The organism is Roseimarinus sediminis (assembly GCF_050433125.1).
Classification (GTDB): Bacteria; Bacteroidota; Bacteroidia; order Bacteroidales; family Prolixibacteraceae; genus Roseimarinus; species Roseimarinus sediminis.
In genome coordinates this window covers 261,915-284,179 of record NZ_JBNPXV010000004.1, presented here as the reverse complement: position 1 = coordinate 284,179, position 22,265 = coordinate 261,915, and the positions used below count along the sequence as shown (strand labels likewise).

The following is a 22,265-nucleotide window of genomic DNA, read 5'->3' as shown; positions in this document are numbered from 1 at the left end:
GTCTTTAACCAATGAAGAAACGATTAAAATACCTATTGTTGCTCTTGGTTTTGCAATTTTTATGGCCTGCAATACTACATGCACAGACTATAGAGACGACAGCCCGATCGCTTACATCCTGCCCTTCGGAAATATTGGTGCCAATAGATGTCACCAATTTTAACCAGGTAGGAGCAATATCGCTGGTATTGAACTACAACGATCAATTGCTCAGCTATAAAGGGTATGAGAATGCCCATTCCGAATTGTCGGGTGGCATGCTCATTGTGAATGCAAATGCTGGTTCCGTTATCATTGTATGGACAAAACAATCAGGTGCCAATATAGGTGAAGGCACCCTTATGCAACTCAGGTTTTTGGCTGGTCCCGGTTTAAGCACATTGAACTGGGATACCCAAACTCCTGGCAACTGCGAATATGGGCATATTAACGGAACTACAATGCCGGCTACATTTATCAATGGACAAGCCGATATTCAGAGTGCACCACAAATCAATATTCAACCGCTTGATAAATTGGTTCTTGAAGATCAGAATATCAGTTTTACAGTAAATGCTACCGGCACTAACCTGGCTTACAGCTGGTATCAGAGTGTCGATAACGGGCTAAATTGGCAAATGCTTTCAAACGGGGATGGTTTCTCTGGAGTAAGCACACACACACTTATCATTAGCAATGTTCCCATAGCATACAATGGGTATTTGTACCGCTGTGAATTATCCGGCACATGCCCGTCCGTTCTGTCAACCGAACCTGCTTTGCTTACTGTTGTAAAGCCTTTGGTCACCTTCTTCGACATTTCGAGCATCTGCCCGGGTGAAGTGCCAATTCCTGTAATGACAGAAGAGTTCAACAATGTTGCAGCCTTTTCCCTGTCGTTCAATTACAACCCTGACTTGATTACCTACACTGGTTACAGGGGGCTTAACCCTGCATTGCAGGAAGGGGAATTTGTGCTTAATGCCGAAAATGGCACCCTCTATATGAGCTGGGCTTCGACCACAGCGAAGAGCTTTGGCACAAATAAGCAATTGGTGGAACTTCTTTTTGAAAGGGCAACAGGCACGGTTAACCTGAACTGGAATTCCGATATTACCGGCCAATGCGAGTATGTTCTCTTGGATGGGCAAAAAATTATAAGTGTGTTCCAAAACAAATCATTTAATGTTTTATTGCCTCCAACAATTAGCAAACAGCCCACTGCCCGTACCATTGCAGAGATGACAAATACCACCTTTGGTGTTGAGGCGCAGGCTACCGATATAAAATACCGCTGGCAAGTAAGTACCGATAACGGTCAAACCTTTGCAGATATTAACAATGGTGAGTTCTATGCGGGTGCAACAACAACTACGCTTACGCTTAACAATTCCAACCTTACATTGAGCGGGAATTATTACCGTTGCGTAATCACAGGTACTTGTAATCCTGAGTTGGTGTCGGAAGCAGTGCTTTTAACGGTTTTGCCAAAAATTACAACGCGGTTAAAAGCAATTGCTGAATGCCCGGAAAATACCCTTGTAATGCCCGTGAATGTAGAACGCTTTGTTGGCGTTTCAAGTATGTCGATAAGCTTCACTTACAACGATGTGCTCCTGACCTTCAAGGGCTACCAATCCCTTAACAGCAATTTGGCCAACGACAATTTTGTGGCCAATGCTATAGGGGGGAAAGTTTATCTCACCTGGTACAATACCGAAGAGGTAACAATAGGAAATGATTTACTCGTAGAGTTGTTGTTTGATGGTGCATCGGGAACATCCAATCTGGTTTGGGATACACAAACGCAAGGCCAATGCGAATATACCAATGCAGAAGGAACAGTTATTTTTACCGATTTCATCAATGGCAGTGTCACGGTAAACCTCACAACGGCGATCACGGCTGACCCGCAGAACAAATCAATACACGATGGAGGCAGCGTAAGCTTTGCTGTAGGTGCCAGCGGCACATCACTCACTTATCTTTGGCAAGTGAGCAGCGATGGTGGGCAAAACTGGACAGATTTGTCAACCACTTACCCTTATAGTGGTGTGACTACTAAAACGATGACCATCAACCCGGCAAACACCAACCTGAATGCTTTTCAATACCGTTGTCGCGTTACTGGTGCCTGCGAACCAGTTACCTATTCTACGGCAGCTACACTTACGGTAACTGCTGCGGCCATAAACACAGCATTAAGCCCGATTGTAAACTCCTGCACAACAAACATCGATGTACCCATAATGGTTACCAATTGTAACAATGTGGGGGGTATATCACTGACCTTGAGCTTTGACCAAAGCAAGCTTTCCTTCGATGGATATCATTCTCAGCACAGTGAGCTTAATTCCGGCTATCTTGTTGTGAACCAATCTGAAAACAAGGTAATTATGAGCTGGGCGTCACTACAGGCTGCAAATATTGGTTCCGGTCAATTGCTTACCTACAGGTTTAAAGCACAACCGGGTGTCAGCACAAGCCTTACCTGGGATACCCAGAGTCAGGAAAGCTGTGAATACAGTGATATACAAGGCAATCTCATTACTGCTTTTTTTAACAATGGCAATATATCTGTTGTTGCGAATCCTCTTCGGGTGAATGCAGGAACAGATGTTACTATTAACAAAGACGAATCGGTACAGTTGGAAGGCCTGGCAGAAGGTGGCGTGGAACCATTCGTTTACAACTGGACACCCGAAACGAGCCTTGACAATCCGGGTATTTCCGGTCCAATAGCATCGCCCGAAGTCAACACTACCTATACCTTAACCGTAACTGCAGGAAACAATTGTAGTGCTTACGATCAAGTAGATGTTGTTGTGTTGGGGAGCTGCTCAACACCTTCAAATTTGTCAGCCTTCAAGGTAACATCTTCTACAATTGATCTACAGTGGATATCTCAGGGTGCCGAGAATAGTTGGGATTTACTCTATGGTGCTCAGAATTTTAATCCTGAGAGTGGTGGTACATTAATAGGGCAGCTAAGCCAAAGAACCCACCAGGTTGAGGGACTATCAGCAAATACAAGCTACGATTTTTATGTTCGTGCCCGCTGTAGTCAGGATATTTTAAGTGACTGGGCTGGCCCGATTACGGTAACTACACAAGGTAGTGATGCTGGTTTTTTCATCATCACTGCTACAGCTGGCAATAATGGTATGATTGAACCTTCTGGAGAAGTGGAAGTAACATCTGGTTCCGAACAAGGTTTTGTAATTACCCCAAACGATGGCTATTATATTACCGATGTACTTGTTAATGGCCAAAGTATAGGTGCTGTTGATGAATACCTTTTCGAGAATGTAACACAAAACCATAGCATACAAGCCAGCTTTGCTTCCATTACCCATCACATTGCACTTAATACCGGTTGGAACATTATCTCGTCAACGGTGATCCCATCCGACCTGAACCTGAAGAACATTTTCCAACCTTTGATCGATAGCGGCAAGCTGCGCAAGGTGATGAACGAAAGCGGTAAATCGATCGAAGATCTGGGCAGTTTCCTGGGAGGATGGAACAACAACATTGGTGACCTGCTGAACACCGATGGTTATAAAGTGAATGTGACTGCCAATTGTGAATTGCAAATGGAAGGTGCACCGCTTGAAATGCCTTTTGTGATTCTGCTGAATGCAGGCTGGAACATTATCTCCTTCCCCACTTCGGGTAATCAGGATGGCAAGGCAGTGGTTCAGTCGCTTATTGATCAGGGAAAGCTCAGGAAAGTGATGGACGAAACCGGACAATCAATCGAAGACCTTGGCAGCTTTCTCGGAGGTTGGAACAACAGCATCGGCGACCTTGAACCCGGCAAAGGCTACAAGGTGAATGTAAGCGCCGCTTGTGAACTCACCATTAGCAACGACCTGTCGAAATCGGCCCTTGTGGTGCCCGAAAGGTTGGCATCGGCTTATTTCAGGCCGGCTTTTGAGGGCAACGGTACCGATCACATGAATATTTACCTGGTTGAATTAGCAGAAAATGGCTTTAATGCGGGCGACCAGATCGGGGTTTTCGATGGCGAAACATGCGTAGGATCTGCAACTATTGGCAATGGGCAAATGACAAGAAACTACCTCAGTATTCCGGTATCGAGGAACGATGGATTAAGTTCACTGCCAAATGGATATTGTGATGGCAATCCGATAGCAATCAGGCTGTATCGCAACGACCTGGAATCAGTCCTTGACTTTGCAGCGCTCAACAATACCACGACCTGCTTTGAACACGGTGAAACCCTTATAGCCAGTGCAAAAAACAAATCTGGCATTCTCCGAATGGATGAAAACGTGCTTACCATCAAGTGTTATCCTGTTCCTTCATCCCAGATTGTTAATATCGATTTAAAAACAACTAAACGAATGCAAGTAAGAGTGGCGGTATATGATGCACTGGGGAGGTTGGTTAATACGCTCTACGATGGCATGGCGGCAGGTGAGCTTCAGCTGCAATGGACGGGCGACAATATGGAAGGGAACAGTGTGAAACAAGGTTTCTATTTTTGCCAGATCAATGAAAAGACTGTAAAAATTATACTGAAATAGGCAGAAGAAAAGGAATAACACGTATCCTGTTTAATAAGGATTTAACAGGAAAGGATCAGCAAGAGAAATACCCTCCGTGGTTCTCTGTGGCCCTCTGTGTAGCTTTTTTTTATTTCACAGAGAACCACAGAGAAGAACACAGAGGGCCACAGAGGAAAAAATACAGTCATGGAAATAAATAAGATAAGCGAGATAATAATAGGCTGTGCCATCGAGGTGCATAAGCAACTTGGCCCGGGCTTGCTTGAATCTGCTTACGAAGAATGTTTGTGTTACGAGCTGAAAATTGCCGGGCTACGTTTCGAGCGTCAAAAGCCCGTTCCAGTCGTTTACAAAGAGATAAAACTGGATTGCGGATACCGGATTGATATTTTAGTTGAAGATACAGTTGTGATTGAACTTAAAACAGTCGAAGCTTTCAGCCCGGTTCACGAAGCACAAATACTGACCTATATGAAGTTTGCCAATAAAAAAATTGGCTTACTGATTAATTTTTATGTCACCCGACTAAAAGACGGATTAAAGAGATACATAAAATAACAATCTTACGACATGAATAGCTGCCTTGTTGAATTGGCTGAGAGCGGTTTGCAGGCAGGTTACAATGAAATTACCCCAACGCGTAAGAAAGAATTACTCACTCGAGTAAGAAAGAATTACTCACTCGGGTAAGATAGTATTACTCACTCGGGTAAGATGAGAATACTCCTTAAGGTTTTATAGTAAACGTCGTGTTTTACAACAAGCCGGGTTCTATTTAGCACATTGAACGTGGCATTGCACCAGAAACAGGGTTGTCCGCAAGGTATACGAAGTTAAAATGTTTAAAATTTTATGAAATCTGCGAGGCCGGTGGGTATAAAGATGCCCACAAGTGGGTATAATCTGCTTAAAACCATTACTATTCTGCAATAGCTTTCATAACTTGTTTTACAATAATGAACGGAATGCAGGTGGTAAGCAATCAAGCCGTCATTAACATTGCGATACGTAAAATAATTTTGCAGCATGCAAATAACACCCAATAAACGACAAAATGAAAGCTATCCTTTTTACAGGAAAGCAGGATAAACCTTTGTGTTTAATAGCTCCTGCCCCATTTTTAATGTTCTACTTCCATGTCTGTTTAGGCTATTGTGGTCCACCCTGTATGTATAAAAACAAGAGATAATTTCATGCAGTTTTAAGCAATTTAACTGCACTACACCAGGTCATATTTAGCTGATGTTTAAATACATCAGCATACTATCTTATTCCTTTTACTATATAACTAACGTAACAACTAAAACAGATGAAAAAAATTATACTTCTACTCGGTCTGCTTGGCTTTGTGTTGTTTGCACAAGCCCAGCTGGTAAAAAATCTAACACTCAACGCAGGTGAACTTACGACCCTGCTCACTTCAGACGAAAAAAACACCGTTACCGATCTTACCTTAAGCGGCACCATCGATGCCCGCGACTTTAAATGCATGCGCGATGAGATGCTTTTGCTTGCTGATTTGGATATTAGTGGAGTAAGCATCGCAGCCTATGAGGGAGAAGACGGCACTGCCGGTCCTTTGTATGGAAATTTTTATTATCCGGCAAATGAAGTACCATTTATTGCCTTTTTTGAAAAGTCAACTCTCAAAAATGTTGTTTTATCTGAAACTATAAATACGATTGGCCATCAGGCGTTTAATTACTGCAATAATCTGGAAGCCATTAACTTACCTCAATCATTGCAATCTATTGGTCATCACGCATTTGCATATTGTAGTTCCTTATTATCAGTTAACATTCACGACGGGCTTGAGCTAATAGAAACTGGTGCATTTTCCCGAACCAATTGCAGCTTTCAGGTAGCTGTGAATAACAATTATTTTGCATCTCAGGATGGCATTCTTTTTAACAAAGAACTAACAGTCTTAATCAAGTTTCCAGGTAACATCTCAGGTTCTTATGTGATACCTGAATCTGTTTCAACTTTGGAAGCAGATGCATTTGCAGGCTGCAGTCAAATAACATCGCTAACTTTGCCTTCCAACTTAAACACGATTGCACAAGGAGCCATCTCAAGTTGTGCAGGATTAAGTGATATTGAAATTCCATCCAGTGTAAAATCCATTGGTAATCAGGCATTCTATTATTGTCAGAATTTAATTAACATAAATGTAATAGGTGGTATTCCAGTTGATTTATCAAATTCTTCAGGAGTCTTTGATGGAATTAATTTATCTGTATGCAATTTAAATGTACCTTTTGGTACAAAGGCAGCTTACCAGGCCGCCAACCAGTGGCAGGATTTTGATAATATCGTTGAAGCTACCAGTGGTTTCTATGTTGAAACGAAGCAGTTTGAAGTCAATCACCTTCAGAATTCAGTCTTTGTGTACATCGATGCCAATGTGGCATGGACCGCCTCGTGCCCCGACAGCTGGGTAACTTTCTATCCTGTTTCGCCCAGTGGAGATGGAACAAGCGAGATCAGCATTGATGCCAACACGGATGAAAATGAACGAACGGCTCAAATCGAAATTGCTGCCGATGGTTATCCTTCACAATACATCAATGTAACACAGCAGGGAAAAGTATTACAGTTGATTATTTCTGAAGCACGTTATGATGCTGCCGACCAGGCCTATATTGAATTAACCAACATGGACAATCTGGCCATTGATCTGTCTTCCATTGAAGTTGGCAATATAACCCCATGGACCGACCCGTACAATGCAGCTGAAGATCACAAAATGCGTCTACCTGCTGTTGTGCTTCAACCGGGCGAAAGCTATCTGATAGCTTCGGTTTACGACTATGTTGAAGAAAACTACCAGCGCGATCCCAATAACTACATTAATTACCGCCGCAAAACGAAAGAAGAATTCTGGACACTGGCCGACTTAAAAATTCATTTTCCAGAATCAGCTAACAATGATCCTACAGATGAGATCACTCCCAATCATAACGTTTTCGACAGTTGGGACGGACGTTCTTGTTTGTATCTGCGCCATCATATCAATGATACCTTATCGAAAGTGATTGATCAGGTAGGTGGTGTATTTGATGGTCCAGAAGGACGCAACAATGCTATTCCCTATGATGTTGCCGGCTATACCGATGCAACGAAATGGACCACCCTGGTTCGAAAATACAGTGTAAAAACAGGCAACCTCGATTTTGCCAATGGCAGGGGAAGCACACCCGAAAACTCTGAATGGATCGTACTGCCCCACTTATTCACCAATTTCGAACCCGAAAGAGCCCTGTTCTGGACAGCCGGCAATCATGGAAACTATGAGCTCAATGAACAAAGCATCAGCTCTTCGGTGCTGCAAATCGACTGGAATACCAATACCATCACCGCTCCCTGGGGCATTCGTAACAACGACGACTTTGCAAGAGCCATCGATAAAGCACCCGGCATTGCATGGCACTACCAGCTGTCCGACAGCGATTTAGACAAGGCTTTTGCTTCGGCACGTACCGGCGACCGCTTTACCTTGTATGCCTGTGGCAATGAAAGGCAAAGCAGAAGCTTCGACATCGTGGTCGCCCCGCCTGTGGCCAGCGACAATATTGTGCTTCCCAAATTCCGTTCGAATAAAAACGGCTCCTTCCCCACTTCGATCAATAGCGGATTGGGTGAGGTATTCGAAGTAACACGCCATGAAACAGGCATGGACAGCATTACCCTGGGAAGCATTGGCATTCCCTTTGCCACGCGAGTCGATACCTTGTTTAAATATCTTGAGAAACCAGCCAACGCAGGCTGGGAAATGGTTTGGAAGAACGGAACACCACGCAGCGACCTGATGGATGGCGATCTGTTACGGGTTACAGCCGAAAATGGTGCTTTAAAAGACTATTACATCAAAGTAAACAGCTATCAGGCCAACGACAATGCCGAACTGGCAAGTATCAGCTGGCCCGATATTCCACAGGGACTTTACAACCAGAATGGCTGGGACAAAGATGTGATCCCCGGCTTTGTGAATACTAAGTTTTCCTACCTGCTAACGGTACCTTCCGAAGTGAATGTAGTTCCGGCCCTTGTAGCAAAAACAAGCAATGTAAATGCCTCGCTCGTTATTAACCGGGCTAAAAACCTACATGGAACAGAAGCCGATCGTACCACCACCTTTACTGTTACTGCTGAAAATGGTACGGATACAAGAGTTTACAAGGTGATTTTTGTAAAGGAAAAAGCTCCCGAAGACCTTCAGCCCAATACCAGCGAACCTTTCTTCTCACAAATAGTATGCAGGGAAGACTGGGCCAACAGCTTCATTGAGATTTACAATCCTGGAAATCAGCCCCTCGATTTAAGTCGATATATGGTAGTAAGAACAGTATTTGCCGATCCATTCAATGCTGTTTTGGAAAGCGCCTTGCCTTCGACCTTCGATTACCGCTATAAAAGATATGTTCCCGGATACATTTGGACAGAAAATCAGGAAGAATGGGATACAAATCCAGGTATTTTGTATCCCGATCAACTGGTCAATCCACTGGTACAACCGGGCGATGTCTTTGTTTTGGCTAAATGCAATCAAAACATGGCGAACGGACAACCCCATCCGCGCTACAACGAGGTGGATGTGAATTTCCTTGCCGGACATACCCCCTGGGGTTATAATATGCCGGATAATCAATATGTTGCTTATGGCTGGACCAATGAAACTTACTATCTCTATAAAATCCTGAACGACTCAGTTTTGAACGGTACGAAAGCTTTAATCAATCCGGCAGACATAGCTTTAATCGACGTTTTTGGAAGAGCAAATGGTGAGAATTGGGGAATGATTGATGGCCAATCGACCGATCAGAATTCAGGTTTTAAACGATTGGCAGAAATCCAAAATGGAAACACAATTCCCGGAGCTTCATTTGGAACAGGTGCGCCCGGTACTTCCGAATGGAAATATACCAACAGCTCCTATTGGCAAAATGAAGGATACAGCTGGCCATTAAACAACGTGATGAATTCCGATGGCATTGGCTACCACGACATGGATGCCAGTACCATCTACCGTTCAACAGTCAGTTCATACACTTACATTGTAAGCGAAGGCTATTCAATGAACGAAAGCATCCGGATTGTGAAAACCGGAACCACAGTGAATGCCTTCCTTGATCAGATCATCAAACATGATCCGACTCAGCAATTAAGTGTTCTAAGTGCAGCCGACGAAAGCCTTCTTAGTGGAGAAAGCCTGTTGCAAAACAACGATGCCCTGTTGGTAGTTTCGGCCAATGGAAAGAATACTACAAAATATTTTATTGAAGTAGACGATACCGGACTGAGCACCAATTCAATTCTTACTTCAACAATGTACAATATTGTATTTGGAGACACTTCTGTTCATATTACCGGCTTCGACTATGAAACCACCATCCGAAATGTGCTCAACAACGTAAATGTGCCTGCGGGTGCAACTTTGACAGTGCTCAATGGAAACAATGAACCTGTTCCGCTTCAAATACGAAATGATAATGAAACGACCACCGATCTGAAAGTAAACCACGACATCTACTTTGAAGTAGTGGCTGAAGACCGGATTAATACAATCGTTTATCAACTGTTACCTCAGAGTAACGAGGATGTATTTGTGACTTCTGCTATTTATGGAGTCGATCAGTCCGGAGCACTGATCAAATTCATTGAAAAAGGAGTTGCAGTAGAAGCCTTCCTGAACAATTTGCTTCCTTCTCAGGGAGCAGCCATGCAGGTAATCGACAAGGATGGCTATCCGCGCTCGCTGGGTGTTCTGGCCACCGACGACCGCCTGCTTGTTACAGCTGCCGACGGCGTGACGACTAAAATCTACCGGCTGTACTTTGTTGGCGATGATGTGCCGGCACTTGTCCCCGGTGGATTTGATGAATACTCTGTGGGCGATTACCTCGCGGTAGTTGATGATGCCTGGACCACCTGGAACGGGATTCATGGCGGAAGCTATGACGGACTCATCACTTCAGATCAAGCTTACAGTCAGCCCAACTCGGTAAAAGTTGAAGGAACTACCGGTTTGCTCTTCCCCATGGGCAACCGCACTTCCGGCAGGTATGAACTGGCGTTTAAAGTATATATTCCCGAAGGAAATACAGGCTATTTCCATGTTGAACATGACGATGCACCCGGTGGTGAATTGGGATTGGAATGCTTCTTTAATGTGAATGATGCATACATACTGATTGACGGACAGCAGCATCCTTTTAGTTATTTCCATAACGTTTGGTTTGATGTAAGACTCGAATTCGACATTGATAATGACCATGCCACTTTATATATCAACGATAATGTGATCAGGTGGTGGCAATGGAGCAAACTAGTCGATGGAAATGCTGGAATGAATCAGCTGGGCTGTTTGAACATGTACGCCAATACGGCAAATGGTGTTCCACTTCTATTTTTCGACAATCTGACATTTAAAACCCTGAATTCGATTCCATGCCAGGGTGTTGGTTTGGTGGGCTTATTCAACGGCTGGGGTGCTTCGGCAGATGTTCCCTTAACTGCCACAGGAAGTAATCCTTACGAGTTAAGTGTAAGCTATCAGTTCAACGAAAACACGGAGGTAAAATTCCGATCAAATAACGACTGGTCGGTAAATTGGGGCGGACATCAGTTTCCTGAAGGATTTTCCTTCCAGGACGGCCCCAACATTCAGGTACCTGCAGGCACTTATCTGATTCAATTTAATGCCTATACAGGATATTACCGTTTCTCTGCCAAAGATCCCTTGGTATTGCAGCATTCCTATACCTTTGAGGATGGAACTGCAGCAGATGTTGTAGGTGGGGCCCATGGAACGGTAGCTGGTGGAACGATTGATAACGGTATTTATTCGGCCAACAATCAAGGCAGTGATTACATTGAATTACCTGCTGCCGATATTGCCATCAACACCTATGATGCCATCACCTTCGAGGCCTATGTTGAAACAGGTGAAATGCGCAACGACGGGTACACGATGCTGGCTTATTTTGGTGATACCTTAAACCAAATGGCATACAATGGAATATTCCAGTCAATTGCCCGAGGTGATGATAACGGTCGTACTGCCATTTCTTGCTTAAATGACAATGAGCCCTGGGCAAGTGAAAGCGGTGTTTTTGGTCCCGAGCTGGAGTCAGCCGCCCTACACCACGTTGTGACCACCATCGAAGTCACTGGTATTAAATTCTATATCGACGGACAAATGCATGGTGAAGCTCAACTGTCGGCAGACAATAGCATTCCCAATCTGAGTAACAACCATGCATGGTTATGCAAGGGAGGATATGCCAACGATCCCACCTGGCTGGGTAAAATTCATGAATACAATATTTACAGCGGGGTCATGTTGCAAGGCGAAGTCTCGCAGAAAGCCCAGAACTTCCTTTCTTCGAATCTGTTTGCTTCGTTTGAAAGCTCCGTCAGGGAAACAACTCCGGGCACTAGCATCAACTTCACCGATCAATCAGCGGGTAATCCTACTGCATGGGCCTGGGACTTTGGCGACGGAGGCTCATCAACAGAACAGCATCCTTCACACATTTACCAGTCGGAAGGGGTCTATACGGTTACCCTTACCGTTAATAATGGCACCGTAAGTCATACAACAGTTAAAGAGCAATTAATCAAGGTAAATAGTCCGACCAGCATCGAACTGTTAAGCATCAGCTCACCGGTTCGGATGCCTAATGCCACGCATCATTGTGCTAGCAATTATGAATATCCGATTGAAATAAGGCTTGTAAACAAAGGCCAGACAACTGTTTCTGATCTGGTGGTAGTTTATCTTATTGATGATGTGGAAATGGGCCGCGAAACCATTACAACAAGCATCAATGTGGGTGATACCCTCACCCATCAGTTTTCAGGCAATGTCAATTTTTACACCAATAATTACCATCGGCGGTATAAAATTGAATGCCGCGTGGAAATAACTGACATTGACGAAGACGACAATGGCAAACTAATGTATTTCAATGTATTCGGCGACTACCAGGATGCTGAAAACTGGACTACCTACAACTCATGCGATGGCATGATCTCCGATATTTCATTTGCCCTTGCCGAAGATAAAAATGGAAACATTTGGTCAACCTGCTTTTATGGAGCATCACGTTACAATGGTACAAGCTGGGAAAAGCTCACGACCAATGAAGGACTCAATGAAAACTACAGCTGGGCCATTTTAAACGACAGCCAGGGAAATATCTGGCTGGCAGGAGCCGAAGTTAATACCATTACCATGTTTGATGGCAGCAATTTTACCTACTACCCGCAACCCCATGTTTTCGAAGAGTGTATTCATGAAGATGCACAGGGAAGACTTTGGTTTGGTGCTTATCAGGCACAGGGAATTGCCATGTTTAACGGCTCAACATGGACCTACTTCCTGAGTACCGAAGTTGATTTTGGCACCAATATTCAAAGCATTGGAAGTGATATAAATGGAAATATTTTTGTCTCCTGCTATGATTCAGAGACAGGCACTCCCTTTGTTAAGATGTACAATGGAACCAGCTGGTCCGACTTTGTAATACCAGGCAATGGTTATATAATTAGTGAAATCTTTCTCGACACCAGCGGAAAAACGTGGTTTACAGCAACTAACGGCACTTTCTATTCTTACGATGGAAGCAACTGGCAACAGTTTGCTCCTGAGGACGTGGGTGTTAATATGTACTGCAACGACATAAGCGAAGACCCCTGGGGCAATGTGTGGTTTGGAGGAAATCATGATGTAGTTTCATTCAATGGTTCAGACTTTGAGCACCATTTTGTACCAGCCGACGGACTAGCTGCTGCAACCAGCCATGAAGTGTATGCTGTTTATGCCGATTCAAAAGGCTATTTATGGGTAGGAACCTATGCCGGTGGAATTTCGGTTTTGAACCTGAACGCCCTGCAGACTACTCAGCAACATTTCCACACCGTGTGGGAAGGCAACGGTACCGACCACATGAATTTCAATGTAGTAACAGCTAAAATTGATGGTATTGACCTGGTTGCCGGTGATGAAATAGGTCTCTTTGATGGAGATTTATGTGTAGGTGCCGGTGTTTTGACCAGTACAGCCAGTTCATCCAATATCTTTAGCATGGTGGCTTCGGCCGACGATGGAAGCGGAAATGGTTATACTGCCGGAAACGACATCGTTTATAAGTTATATAAGCGAAGCAATGCGAAAGAATACACCACCGTTTCGGTAAATTATCGAACCGACATGCCTGGCTGGGTTACCGATGGTAAATATGAAATTAATGGAACAGCTGTCATCGAAATTGAAGCCTCTTCAAATATTACCCAGAACATTCCTCTCAATTCGGGCTGGAACATTATTTCTTCCATGGTAAATCCTGAACAGGCTGATATTAAAGTGCTTCTTCAAACACTAATCGATCAGGGAAAACTGAGAAAAGTAATGGACGAAACAGGAAATTCGCTCGAAGATCTGGGATCTTTCCTGGGAGGATGGAAAAACAACATAGGCGATTTGTTACAAACTGAAGGCTACAAGGTGAATGTGACTGAGAATTGTGCCATATCGCTTGAAGGTGCACCCGTATCAATACCATTAAGCATTCCGCTCAATGCAGGGTGGAACATCATATCCTTTCCTGCATCGGGTAATCAGGATGGAAAAGCGGTTGTTCAAGCCCTCATTGATGCTGGTAAGCTGAAAAAAGCAATGAATGAAACCGGTTTATCCATCGAAGACCTGGGTTCCTTCCTGGGCGGCTGGAAAAACAACATTGGTGATTTTGTTCCCGGCAAGGGTTACAAAATTAACGTAAGCACAGCCTGTGAATTGGTGTTGAACAATGACTTATCAAAATCGTCCGTTGTTGTACCCGAACTGTTGGCCTCTGACTATTTCAAACCAGTGTACATTGGGAACGGTACCGATCACATGAACATTAACCTGGTTCATCTTGCCGAAAGCGGAATTATGGAGGGTGACGAAATAGGAATTTTTGATGGCCCCTTGTGTGTTGGATCTGCAAAAATCGGAGCGGCCCAAATTAAGGAAGATTACATCAGCATTCCTGCTTCAATGAATGATGGACTTGCTCAAAAGCCCAATGGTTATTCTCAAGGTAATTCGATTCACTTAAGTATTTTCCGCAAGGGAAAAGAAGCAGAAATCAGCTTTGATCTGCTTAAGGGGACCAGCCTTTTTGCCAAAGGTGAATCAATGATTGCCAGCGTTGATCTTTCTAACATCTATAATGCACTGAATACTGATGATCATTCAATTTCAGTTTCGTGTTACCCAAATCCATTCGATCAGCATGTTTCCATTTTGCTTAGGACAAAAGAAAACGAATACATTAAAGTGGAAGTGCTTGATATGATTGGTAGGAAACGCAACGAATTGTTCAGTGGAAAAGTGAGTGGATTACACACCATCGAATGGAATGGAACTGATGAAAACGGAAGCAGATTACAGGATGGAACCTATTTTATCAGAGTAAATGAAAAAGTCATTAAAGTAATTTCGATGAACCGCTAAAAATAAATAAAAGGAGTTGCTGAAGTAGCTAGCCTCAACAACTCCTTTTTCTAAAAAGCTTAATTACAAAGAGAAAATTAATAAACTAAACATAAAAATTTAAACAAATGAAAAAGCTTTATCTTCTTCTAATTTTATTAGTGTTTGTATTGCCTCTCATGGCACAAACTCATTTTGTTCCTGCCTTTATTGGGAATGGAACCGATCACATGAATATTTATGTTGTTTCTGCAAAACTTGGTACTGAAGATCTGGAGGCAGGCGATGAAATTGCTGCCTTCGATGGCGATATTTGCGCTGGTGTTTTGGTATTAAGTCAGCCAATCATTTTTGGTGTATTTGACTCTTACCAACAGGTTAACCCTTCAAAAGATGAAGGAACGGGTAACGGTTACACACCGGGAAACCCCATTTCACTTCGCATTTGGGATGCCAGCGAGAATCAGGAATATAGTGATGTTACACTTGAATTTATTAATGGACAAACCGGTGAAACCATCTCTCCTCTTCCCTACGCAGTTGGTGAAACAGCCATTGTAAAAATCTCGGCCACCATGGACAACCGGGCTCCGACAGCCAATGCCGGTCCTGATCAGACCATTGTCGAAAACAGCGTGGTAACACTCGATGGTAGCGCCTCGAGCGATCCCGACGGCGATGCTCTCAGCTATCAATGGACTGCACCCGCAGGCATTACCCTCAGTGCAAGCAATGTGGCTCAGCCAACTTTTACGGCACCTGAGCAGAGTACCACAACAGACTATGTCTTCAGCCTGATAGTGAATGATGGTGAACTGAATTCAACAGCCGATGAAGTAACAATTACCATTAGCCATTTGAATCAACCACCAGTAGCCGATGCCGGTCCCGATCAGGAAGTCAATGAAGAAACTACTGTTACGCTTGACGGTTCCGAATCGTACGATCCTGACGGAGAAGCGCTGACCTACCAGTGGACAGCACCACAGGGAATTACCCTAAGTGCCAACGATGTGGCTCAGCCAACCTTCACTGCACCCGATGTCAATACCAATACAACCTTAGCTTTTGAATTGGTGGTAAGCGATGGCAATGAACTTTCACTTGATGTAGTTACCATAACCGTAAGGCACATCAATAAAGCACCGACAGCCAACGCCGGAAGCGATCAGCTGATTATCGAAAACAGCATCGTTACACTCGATGGCAGCGCTTCGAGCGATCCCGACGGCGATGTACTCTCCTACCAATGGACAGCACCGACAGGCATTACCCTCAGTGCCACCGATGTGGCACAGCCTACTTTTACGGCACCGGAGGTAAGTGCTACCACCGATTACCTGTTCACCCTTGTTGTGAGCGATGGAAGTCTGAATTCAACAGCCGATCAGATCACGGTAAAAGTGAAGCAGCTTAACAAACCACCGATGGCCAATGCCGGTGCTGATCAGGAAGTGAACGAAGGAAGTACGGTTACACTCGACGGAACGGCTTCGTCCGATCCCGACGGTGATCAGCTGACGTACACCTGGACTGCCCCAAGCGGCATAACCCTCAGTGCCACCGATGTGGCACAGCCCAGCTTTACAGCACCCGAAGTAACAACAAATACGCAGTATACCTTTTCACTCACTGTTAGCGATGGCCTTGAGCAGTCTCCTGTTGATGAGCTTGTTGTAACAGTGAAGCATGTAAACAAAATACCAGAGGCCAATGCAGGGCCGGATCAGGAAGTCGATGAAGGTGAAATCGTATACCTCGACGGATCAGCCTCGGCTGATGGCGATGGCGATGCTTTGACCTATGTGTGGACAGCCCCTGACGGCATAACGCTCAGTTCGACAACCATCGCTTCACCCGAATTTTCTACTCCGGATGTAACAACGGATACTAATTTCACCTTTACTTTGAAGGTAAACGATGGTACTGCCGATTCTGATTTGGATGAAGTAATTGTTACCGTAAAAAAAATTAACCAGCTGCCCCTTGCTGATGCAGGGGCCGACCAGCAGATGAATGAAGGCGCCGAAGTAACACTTGATGCCACTGGATCGTCTGATCCCGACGGAGACCCCCTTAGCTACCTGTGGACAGCTCCCGCGGGTATCACCCTGAGTGCGACAGATGTTGCACAGCCCACTTTTACGGCACCCGAAGTAAGTGCTGATACCGACTTTACCTTCTCACTGATTGTAAACGATGGCACAGATGCTTCACAGCCCGATGAAGTGCTTATCACGGTAAAACAGGTCAATAAAATTCCTGTTGCCGATGCCGGTCCTGACCAAACGGTGAATGAAGGCGAAACGCTTGCACTCGATGGAAGTGCATCAAGCGACGGCGACAATGAAACACTTAACTTCCAGTGGTCGGCACCACAAGGAATAACACTTTCTGCCATCGATGTTGCACAACCTGGCTTCACAGCCCCCGAGGTAAGTGCAGATACTGATTTCACATTTACCCTGGTGGTCGACGATGGCAAAGCACCTTCAAGTGCCGACGAAGTAGTTATTACTGTGAAACACGTTAATAAGGTTCCCCTGGCTGATGCAGGTCCTGATCAGCAAATGAACGAAGGATCGACCGTACAACTTGACGGAACTGCATCAAGCGATGCCGATATGGAGCAATTAAGCTATGCATGGACTGCTCCCGATGGCATCGTTCTGGATGATGCAAGCGCTGCACAGCCTTCATTTGTTGCTCCTGAAGTCAGCAGTGATACCGATTTCACGATTAGCCTGGTGGTTAGCGACGGTACCGATCAGTCAGTAGCCGATGAAGTTGTGATTACGGTAATCCATGTAAATAAAGCACCAGTTGCTAATGCCGGTCCCGATCGTTCAGTGAATAAAAACTTTACGGTAGCTTTAGACGCAAGTGCTTCGTATGATCCCGACGACGATGCCATCACCTATGAATGGATCGCTCCGCAGGGAATTACCCTGAGTTCACTCACCGAAGCTCAGCCAAGCTTTCTGACACCTGATGTTACAGCCGATACCGACTTCACCTTTTCACTGATGGTTTACGATGGTCAGTTGTATTCTCAGGCCGACGAAGTGGTGATAACGGTTCGTTTGCTCAATCAGGCGCCGCTTGCCAATGCAGGAGTAGACCTTTCAGGCGATGAAAATTCGGTAATTGCACTCGATGGTACTGCATCGTACGACCCCGACGGTGATCCTATTACTTATGAATGGATTGCACCACAAGGCATAACCCTTAACGATCATACTGCGGCTCAACCCGAATTCACTGCTCCCGAAGTTACTGAAGATACCGACTACACTTTCGAATTGTATGTAAGTGACGGTGTTGATTTTTCACTGGCCGACGAGGTCATAGTAACTGTAAAGCTCACCAACCGTCCGCCGGTTGCCAATGCAGGCGATGACATGTCGATTGAAGAAGGCATCTATTTCGCACTCGATGGTACCTTCTCTTCCGACCCCGATGGCGACCAGCTTATTTATAACTGGTCAGGCCCTGCTTCAATTACCCTGAGCGATGTACATGTAGTTCAGCCTACCTTTACCACACCCGATGTGGATGTAGCTACGACCTTCACTTTCACACTTTTTGTGAACGATGGTAAGGTTTCATCGGCCGAAGATCAGGTAAGCATCACAGTTACTCCGATAAACGATGCTCCGGTAGCCAACGCCGGTCCCGATCAGGAAGTAAACGAAGGAAGCACGGTCAATCTGGATGGAAGTGCTTCAAGTGACCTGAATCAGAACGAGCTGACTTATGCATGGTATGCACCCGAAGGAATTACACTAAGTTCAGCAAGCGAGGCTCAGCCTTCATTTGCAGCTCCTGAAGTTGCTTCAGACAGCTACTTCGAATTCATCCTCGTTGTTAATGACGGAACTGTTGATTCACAGGCTGATACTTGCAAGGTATTGGTAAAACAGGTAGAAGTGAATCATCCTCCGGTAGCCAATGCCGGAAATGACCAGCAGCTTGACGAAGGAAGTACTGTAACACTCGATGGAAGCGCTTCAAACGATCCCGATAATGACAACATCACCTATCTGTGGACAGCTTCTGCAGGCATTACACTGAGTGCCAATAATTCGGCACAGCCTACATTTACCGCTCCTGAGGTAGAAAGCGACAGCATCTTTGTTTTGGTTTTAACTGTAAATGACGGCAAATTGGATTCAGAATCCGACACCGTTCTTATAACTGTACTCAACAAGGTGAATCAGTTACCTGTGGCCGATGCCGGCGCCGATCAGCAAGTGAACGAAGGAAGTACAGTAACCCTCGACGGAAGTGCTTCAAGCGATCCCGATGGTGATGTCCTCACCTATTTATGGACCGCACCTGCTGAAATCACCCTCAGTGCAACCGATGTTGCACAAGCTACTTTCACTGCTCCTGAAGTGGAAACCGCTACTGACTTTACTTTCACATTGATTGTTAACGATGGAAGCGCAGATTCACAGGTAGATGAGATAGTAATAACAGTCAGTAATATTGCAGAAAATCAGGCTCCTGTGGCCAATGCCGGTGCCGACCAGCAGGTGGATGAAGGAAGTACAGTGACCCTCGACGGAAGTGCTTCAGGCGATCCCGATGGTGATGAAATCACTTACCTGTGGGTTTATCCTGCAGGAGTCACACTTAGTGCTACCAACGTGGCACAACCTAGCTTTACGGCCCCTGCAGTGGATGCTGACACCGACTTTATATTTACATTGATCGTTAACGACGGAACGGATGATTCGCATGTTGACGAGGTGATCATTACCGTAAGCAATGTAGCAGCAGTAAACCAGGCTCCTGTTGCCAATGCCGGCACCGACCAGCAGGTGGATGAAGGAAGTACAGTGATCCTCGACGGAAGCGCTTCAAGCGATCTTGATGGCGATGAACTCACCTATTTGTGGACCGCTCCTGCAGGCATTACACTCAGTGCAGCTGATGTAGCACAGCCAAGCTTCACTGCACCCGAAGTGGAAGCCAATACTGACTTTACCTTTACACTGATGGTCAACGACGGAACAGTTGATTCGCAGGCCGATGAAGTGGTGATCAGCGTAAGCAATGTGGTAGTAAACCAGGCTCCTGTAGCCAATGCGGGTTCCGACCAGCAGGTGGATGAAGGAAGTACAGTGACCCTCGATGGAAGCGCTTCAAACGATCCCGATGGTGATGCACTCACCTATTTGTGGACCGCTCCTGCAGGCATTACACTTAGTGCAAACAATGTAGCACAGCCAAGCTTCACCGCTCCCGAAGTGGACGTCAACACTGACTTTACCTTTACACTGATGGTCAACGACGGAACAGACGATTCGCAGGCCGATGAAGTGGTAATCACTGTAAACAATGTAGTAGTGAACCAGGCTCCTGTGGCCAATGCGGGTTCCGACCAGCAGGTGGATGAAGGAAGTACAGTGACTCTCGATGGAAGCGCTTCAAGCGATCCCGATGGCGACGCACTCACCTATTTGTGGACCGCTCCTGCAGGCATTACACTCAGTGCAAACAATGTAGCACAGCCAAGCTTCACCGCTCCCGAAGTGGACGTCAACACTGACTTTACCTTTACACTGGTGGTTAATGACGGAACAGTTGATTCGCAGGCCGACGAAGTGGTAATCACTGTAAACAATGTAGTAGTGAACCAGGCTCCTGTGGCCAATGCGGGTTCCGACCAGCAGGTGGATGAAGGAAGTACAGTGACCCTCGATGGAAGCGCTTCAAACGATCCCGATGGCGACGCCCTTAGTTATTTATGGACAGCTCCCGACGGTATTACACTTAGCGCAAACGATGCAGCACAGCCCACCTTTACCGCTCCCGAAGTGGACGTCAACACTGACTTTACCTTTACACTGGTGGTCAACGATGGAACGGACGATTCGCAGGCCGATGAAGTGGTAATTACCGTAAGCAATGTGGTAGTGAACCAGGCTCCTGTTGCCAATGCCGGTGCCGACCAGGAAGTGAAAGAAGGTACAGAAGTTACTTTGGACGGTACAGCTTCTTCCGATCCCGACAACGATCAGTTAAGCTATTTATGGACCGCCCCCGATGGCATTGTACTTAGTTCGGCTACCGATGCGCAGCCCACTTTCACGGCTCCAGATGTAAACAGCGATTCAGCACTTATTTTCACTCTTGTAGTCAGCGATGGAAGCATTGAATCGGAGCCCGATGAAGTGGTAATCAATGTGCTTTCGAATACAGGATGGGAGACTTACCAGCAACTGGCTCAACCCCTTGTTCAGATTTACCCCAATCCGGTAAATGAACCACTCACACTGAAACTGCTCAACCATGAGGTACAACTGGTTGAAATAACGCTTTATGGTCTGAATGGAAGAAAGCTGCTAGATCAATTGATGGAGCCAGGGATGAATGAGTGGGTTCTTGACTTGTCTGATTTCAACGAAGGAATCTATTTTATTGAAGTTAAATCAAACCATAAGATCCAGCGTGAAAAAATACTCATTATAAATAAGTAATTAATTCAGAGGAGAATGTATTGATTTATCTTCCTTTAAGCTTTAAGTATTTTTGGAGTACTATTGCAGAGAAGTGTTTTTAAAAAAGGGTCGTCGTGTGGACGGCCCTTTTGCTTAATCAACTTCCCAGTTTAACATTTATACCCTGAAACAATCTTTACCCAGGGTTTAATTGTTCACTCCTCATTCATCTTCACACTTTTTGGGAAACATTTTATTTCGTTCAGACTGGCTGATTTCTTTTCCTGAATTTTTCAAAAGCCGGGGAACGACAGCATTGGAAAATATACTAATCGCAATTGTCATGTATTTCACCCGTTTAAAACACATTAATAACAGATGCCATCGTTGTTCCCCGGCTATGACTATAGTTTTGAAAGTGCTTCGAGCAACATGGTTTTGCGGTGTTCCGGTATCGGAATTGAATACTGATTCACCATTAAAACCGACTGATCGCCATCTCCACTTACATTGATCAAATAGTTGAGATTGATAAGATCGTTTTCCCCCACACGCCAAAAAGCTTCACCATTTATCACTGCTTCAATCTGATCGAGTGGCATATTCACCCTCACAACATTGCCGTTCAATTGGTAAATTTCGCTCGAAAAAATATTTCCTTTGCAACAAACAATTTCCTTTTCATCGAAAACATAAATGGCATCGTTGGTGCTAAGCGTAACTTTTGATTTTCCTCTTCTTCTTTCCTTATTAATCATCACTGCGCAGGCTCTTTGTCAATTAGAAATCGAATATAAACAAAGAAAAAAGTTGCTT

The 22,265-nt window shown here is 44.9% G+C and carries 5 protein-coding genes; 4 read left to right on the top strand and 1 reads right to left on the bottom strand.

Annotation, left to right across the window (positions count from 1 at the left end):
- Positions 1-11: 11 nt before the first annotated feature.
- The 4 genes from FHS86_RS07380 to FHS86_RS07365 all read left to right on the top strand — a co-directional run bounded on the left by FHS86_RS07380 (position 12) and on the right by FHS86_RS07365 (position 21,488).
- The gene (locus FHS86_RS07380; RefSeq protein ID WP_429412346.1) at positions 12-4,532 is read left to right on the top strand and encodes a cohesin domain-containing protein; all 4,521 of its coding nucleotides are present in this window, start codon (positions 12-14) and stop codon (positions 4,530-4,532) included.
- Positions 4,533-4,700: 168 nt separating this feature from the next.
- Positions 4,701-5,072 (top strand): GxxExxY protein, encoded by a 372-nt coding sequence (locus tag FHS86_RS07375; protein WP_429412345.1) that lies wholly within the window; start codon positions 4,701-4,703, stop codon positions 5,070-5,072.
- A 751-nt stretch (positions 5,073-5,823) separates the two neighbouring features.
- Positions 5,824-15,021, top strand: a complete 9,198-nt coding sequence (locus FHS86_RS07370) for a leucine-rich repeat protein (protein ID WP_429412344.1) — start codon at positions 5,824-5,826, stop codon at positions 15,019-15,021.
- Positions 15,022-15,128: 107 nt separating this feature from the next.
- Entirely contained in the window at positions 15,129-21,488 is a 6,360-nt protein-coding gene (locus FHS86_RS07365) for a PKD domain-containing protein (RefSeq protein WP_429412343.1), read from the top strand.
- A 365-nt stretch (positions 21,489-21,853) separates the two neighbouring features.
- Here the strand turns inward: FHS86_RS07365 and FHS86_RS07360 are convergent, their stop codons facing one another.
- Entirely contained in the window at positions 21,854-22,207 is a 354-nt protein-coding gene (locus FHS86_RS07360; protein WP_429412422.1) for a LytTR family transcriptional regulator DNA-binding domain-containing protein, read from the bottom strand.
- Positions 22,208-22,265 lie beyond the last annotated feature (58 nt).

What these genes read in the sequence shown, in the direction of transcription:
- FHS86_RS07380 (WP_429412346.1), top strand. Translation starts at nt 12, where the DNA reads ATGAAGAAACGATTAAAATACCTATTGTTGCTCTTGGTTTTGCAATTT.
- FHS86_RS07375 (WP_429412345.1), top strand. Translation starts at nt 4,701, where the DNA reads ATGGAAATAAATAAGATAAGCGAGATAATAATAGGCTGTGCCATCGAG.
- FHS86_RS07370 (WP_429412344.1), top strand. Translation starts at nt 5,824, where the DNA reads ATGAAAAAAATTATACTTCTACTCGGTCTGCTTGGCTTTGTGTTGTTT.
- FHS86_RS07365 (WP_429412343.1), top strand. Translation starts at nt 15,129, where the DNA reads ATGAAAAAGCTTTATCTTCTTCTAATTTTATTAGTGTTTGTATTGCCT.
- FHS86_RS07360 (WP_429412422.1), bottom strand. Translation starts at nt 22,207, where the DNA reads ATGATTAATAAGGAAAGAAGAAGAGGAAAATCAAAAGTTACGCTTAGC.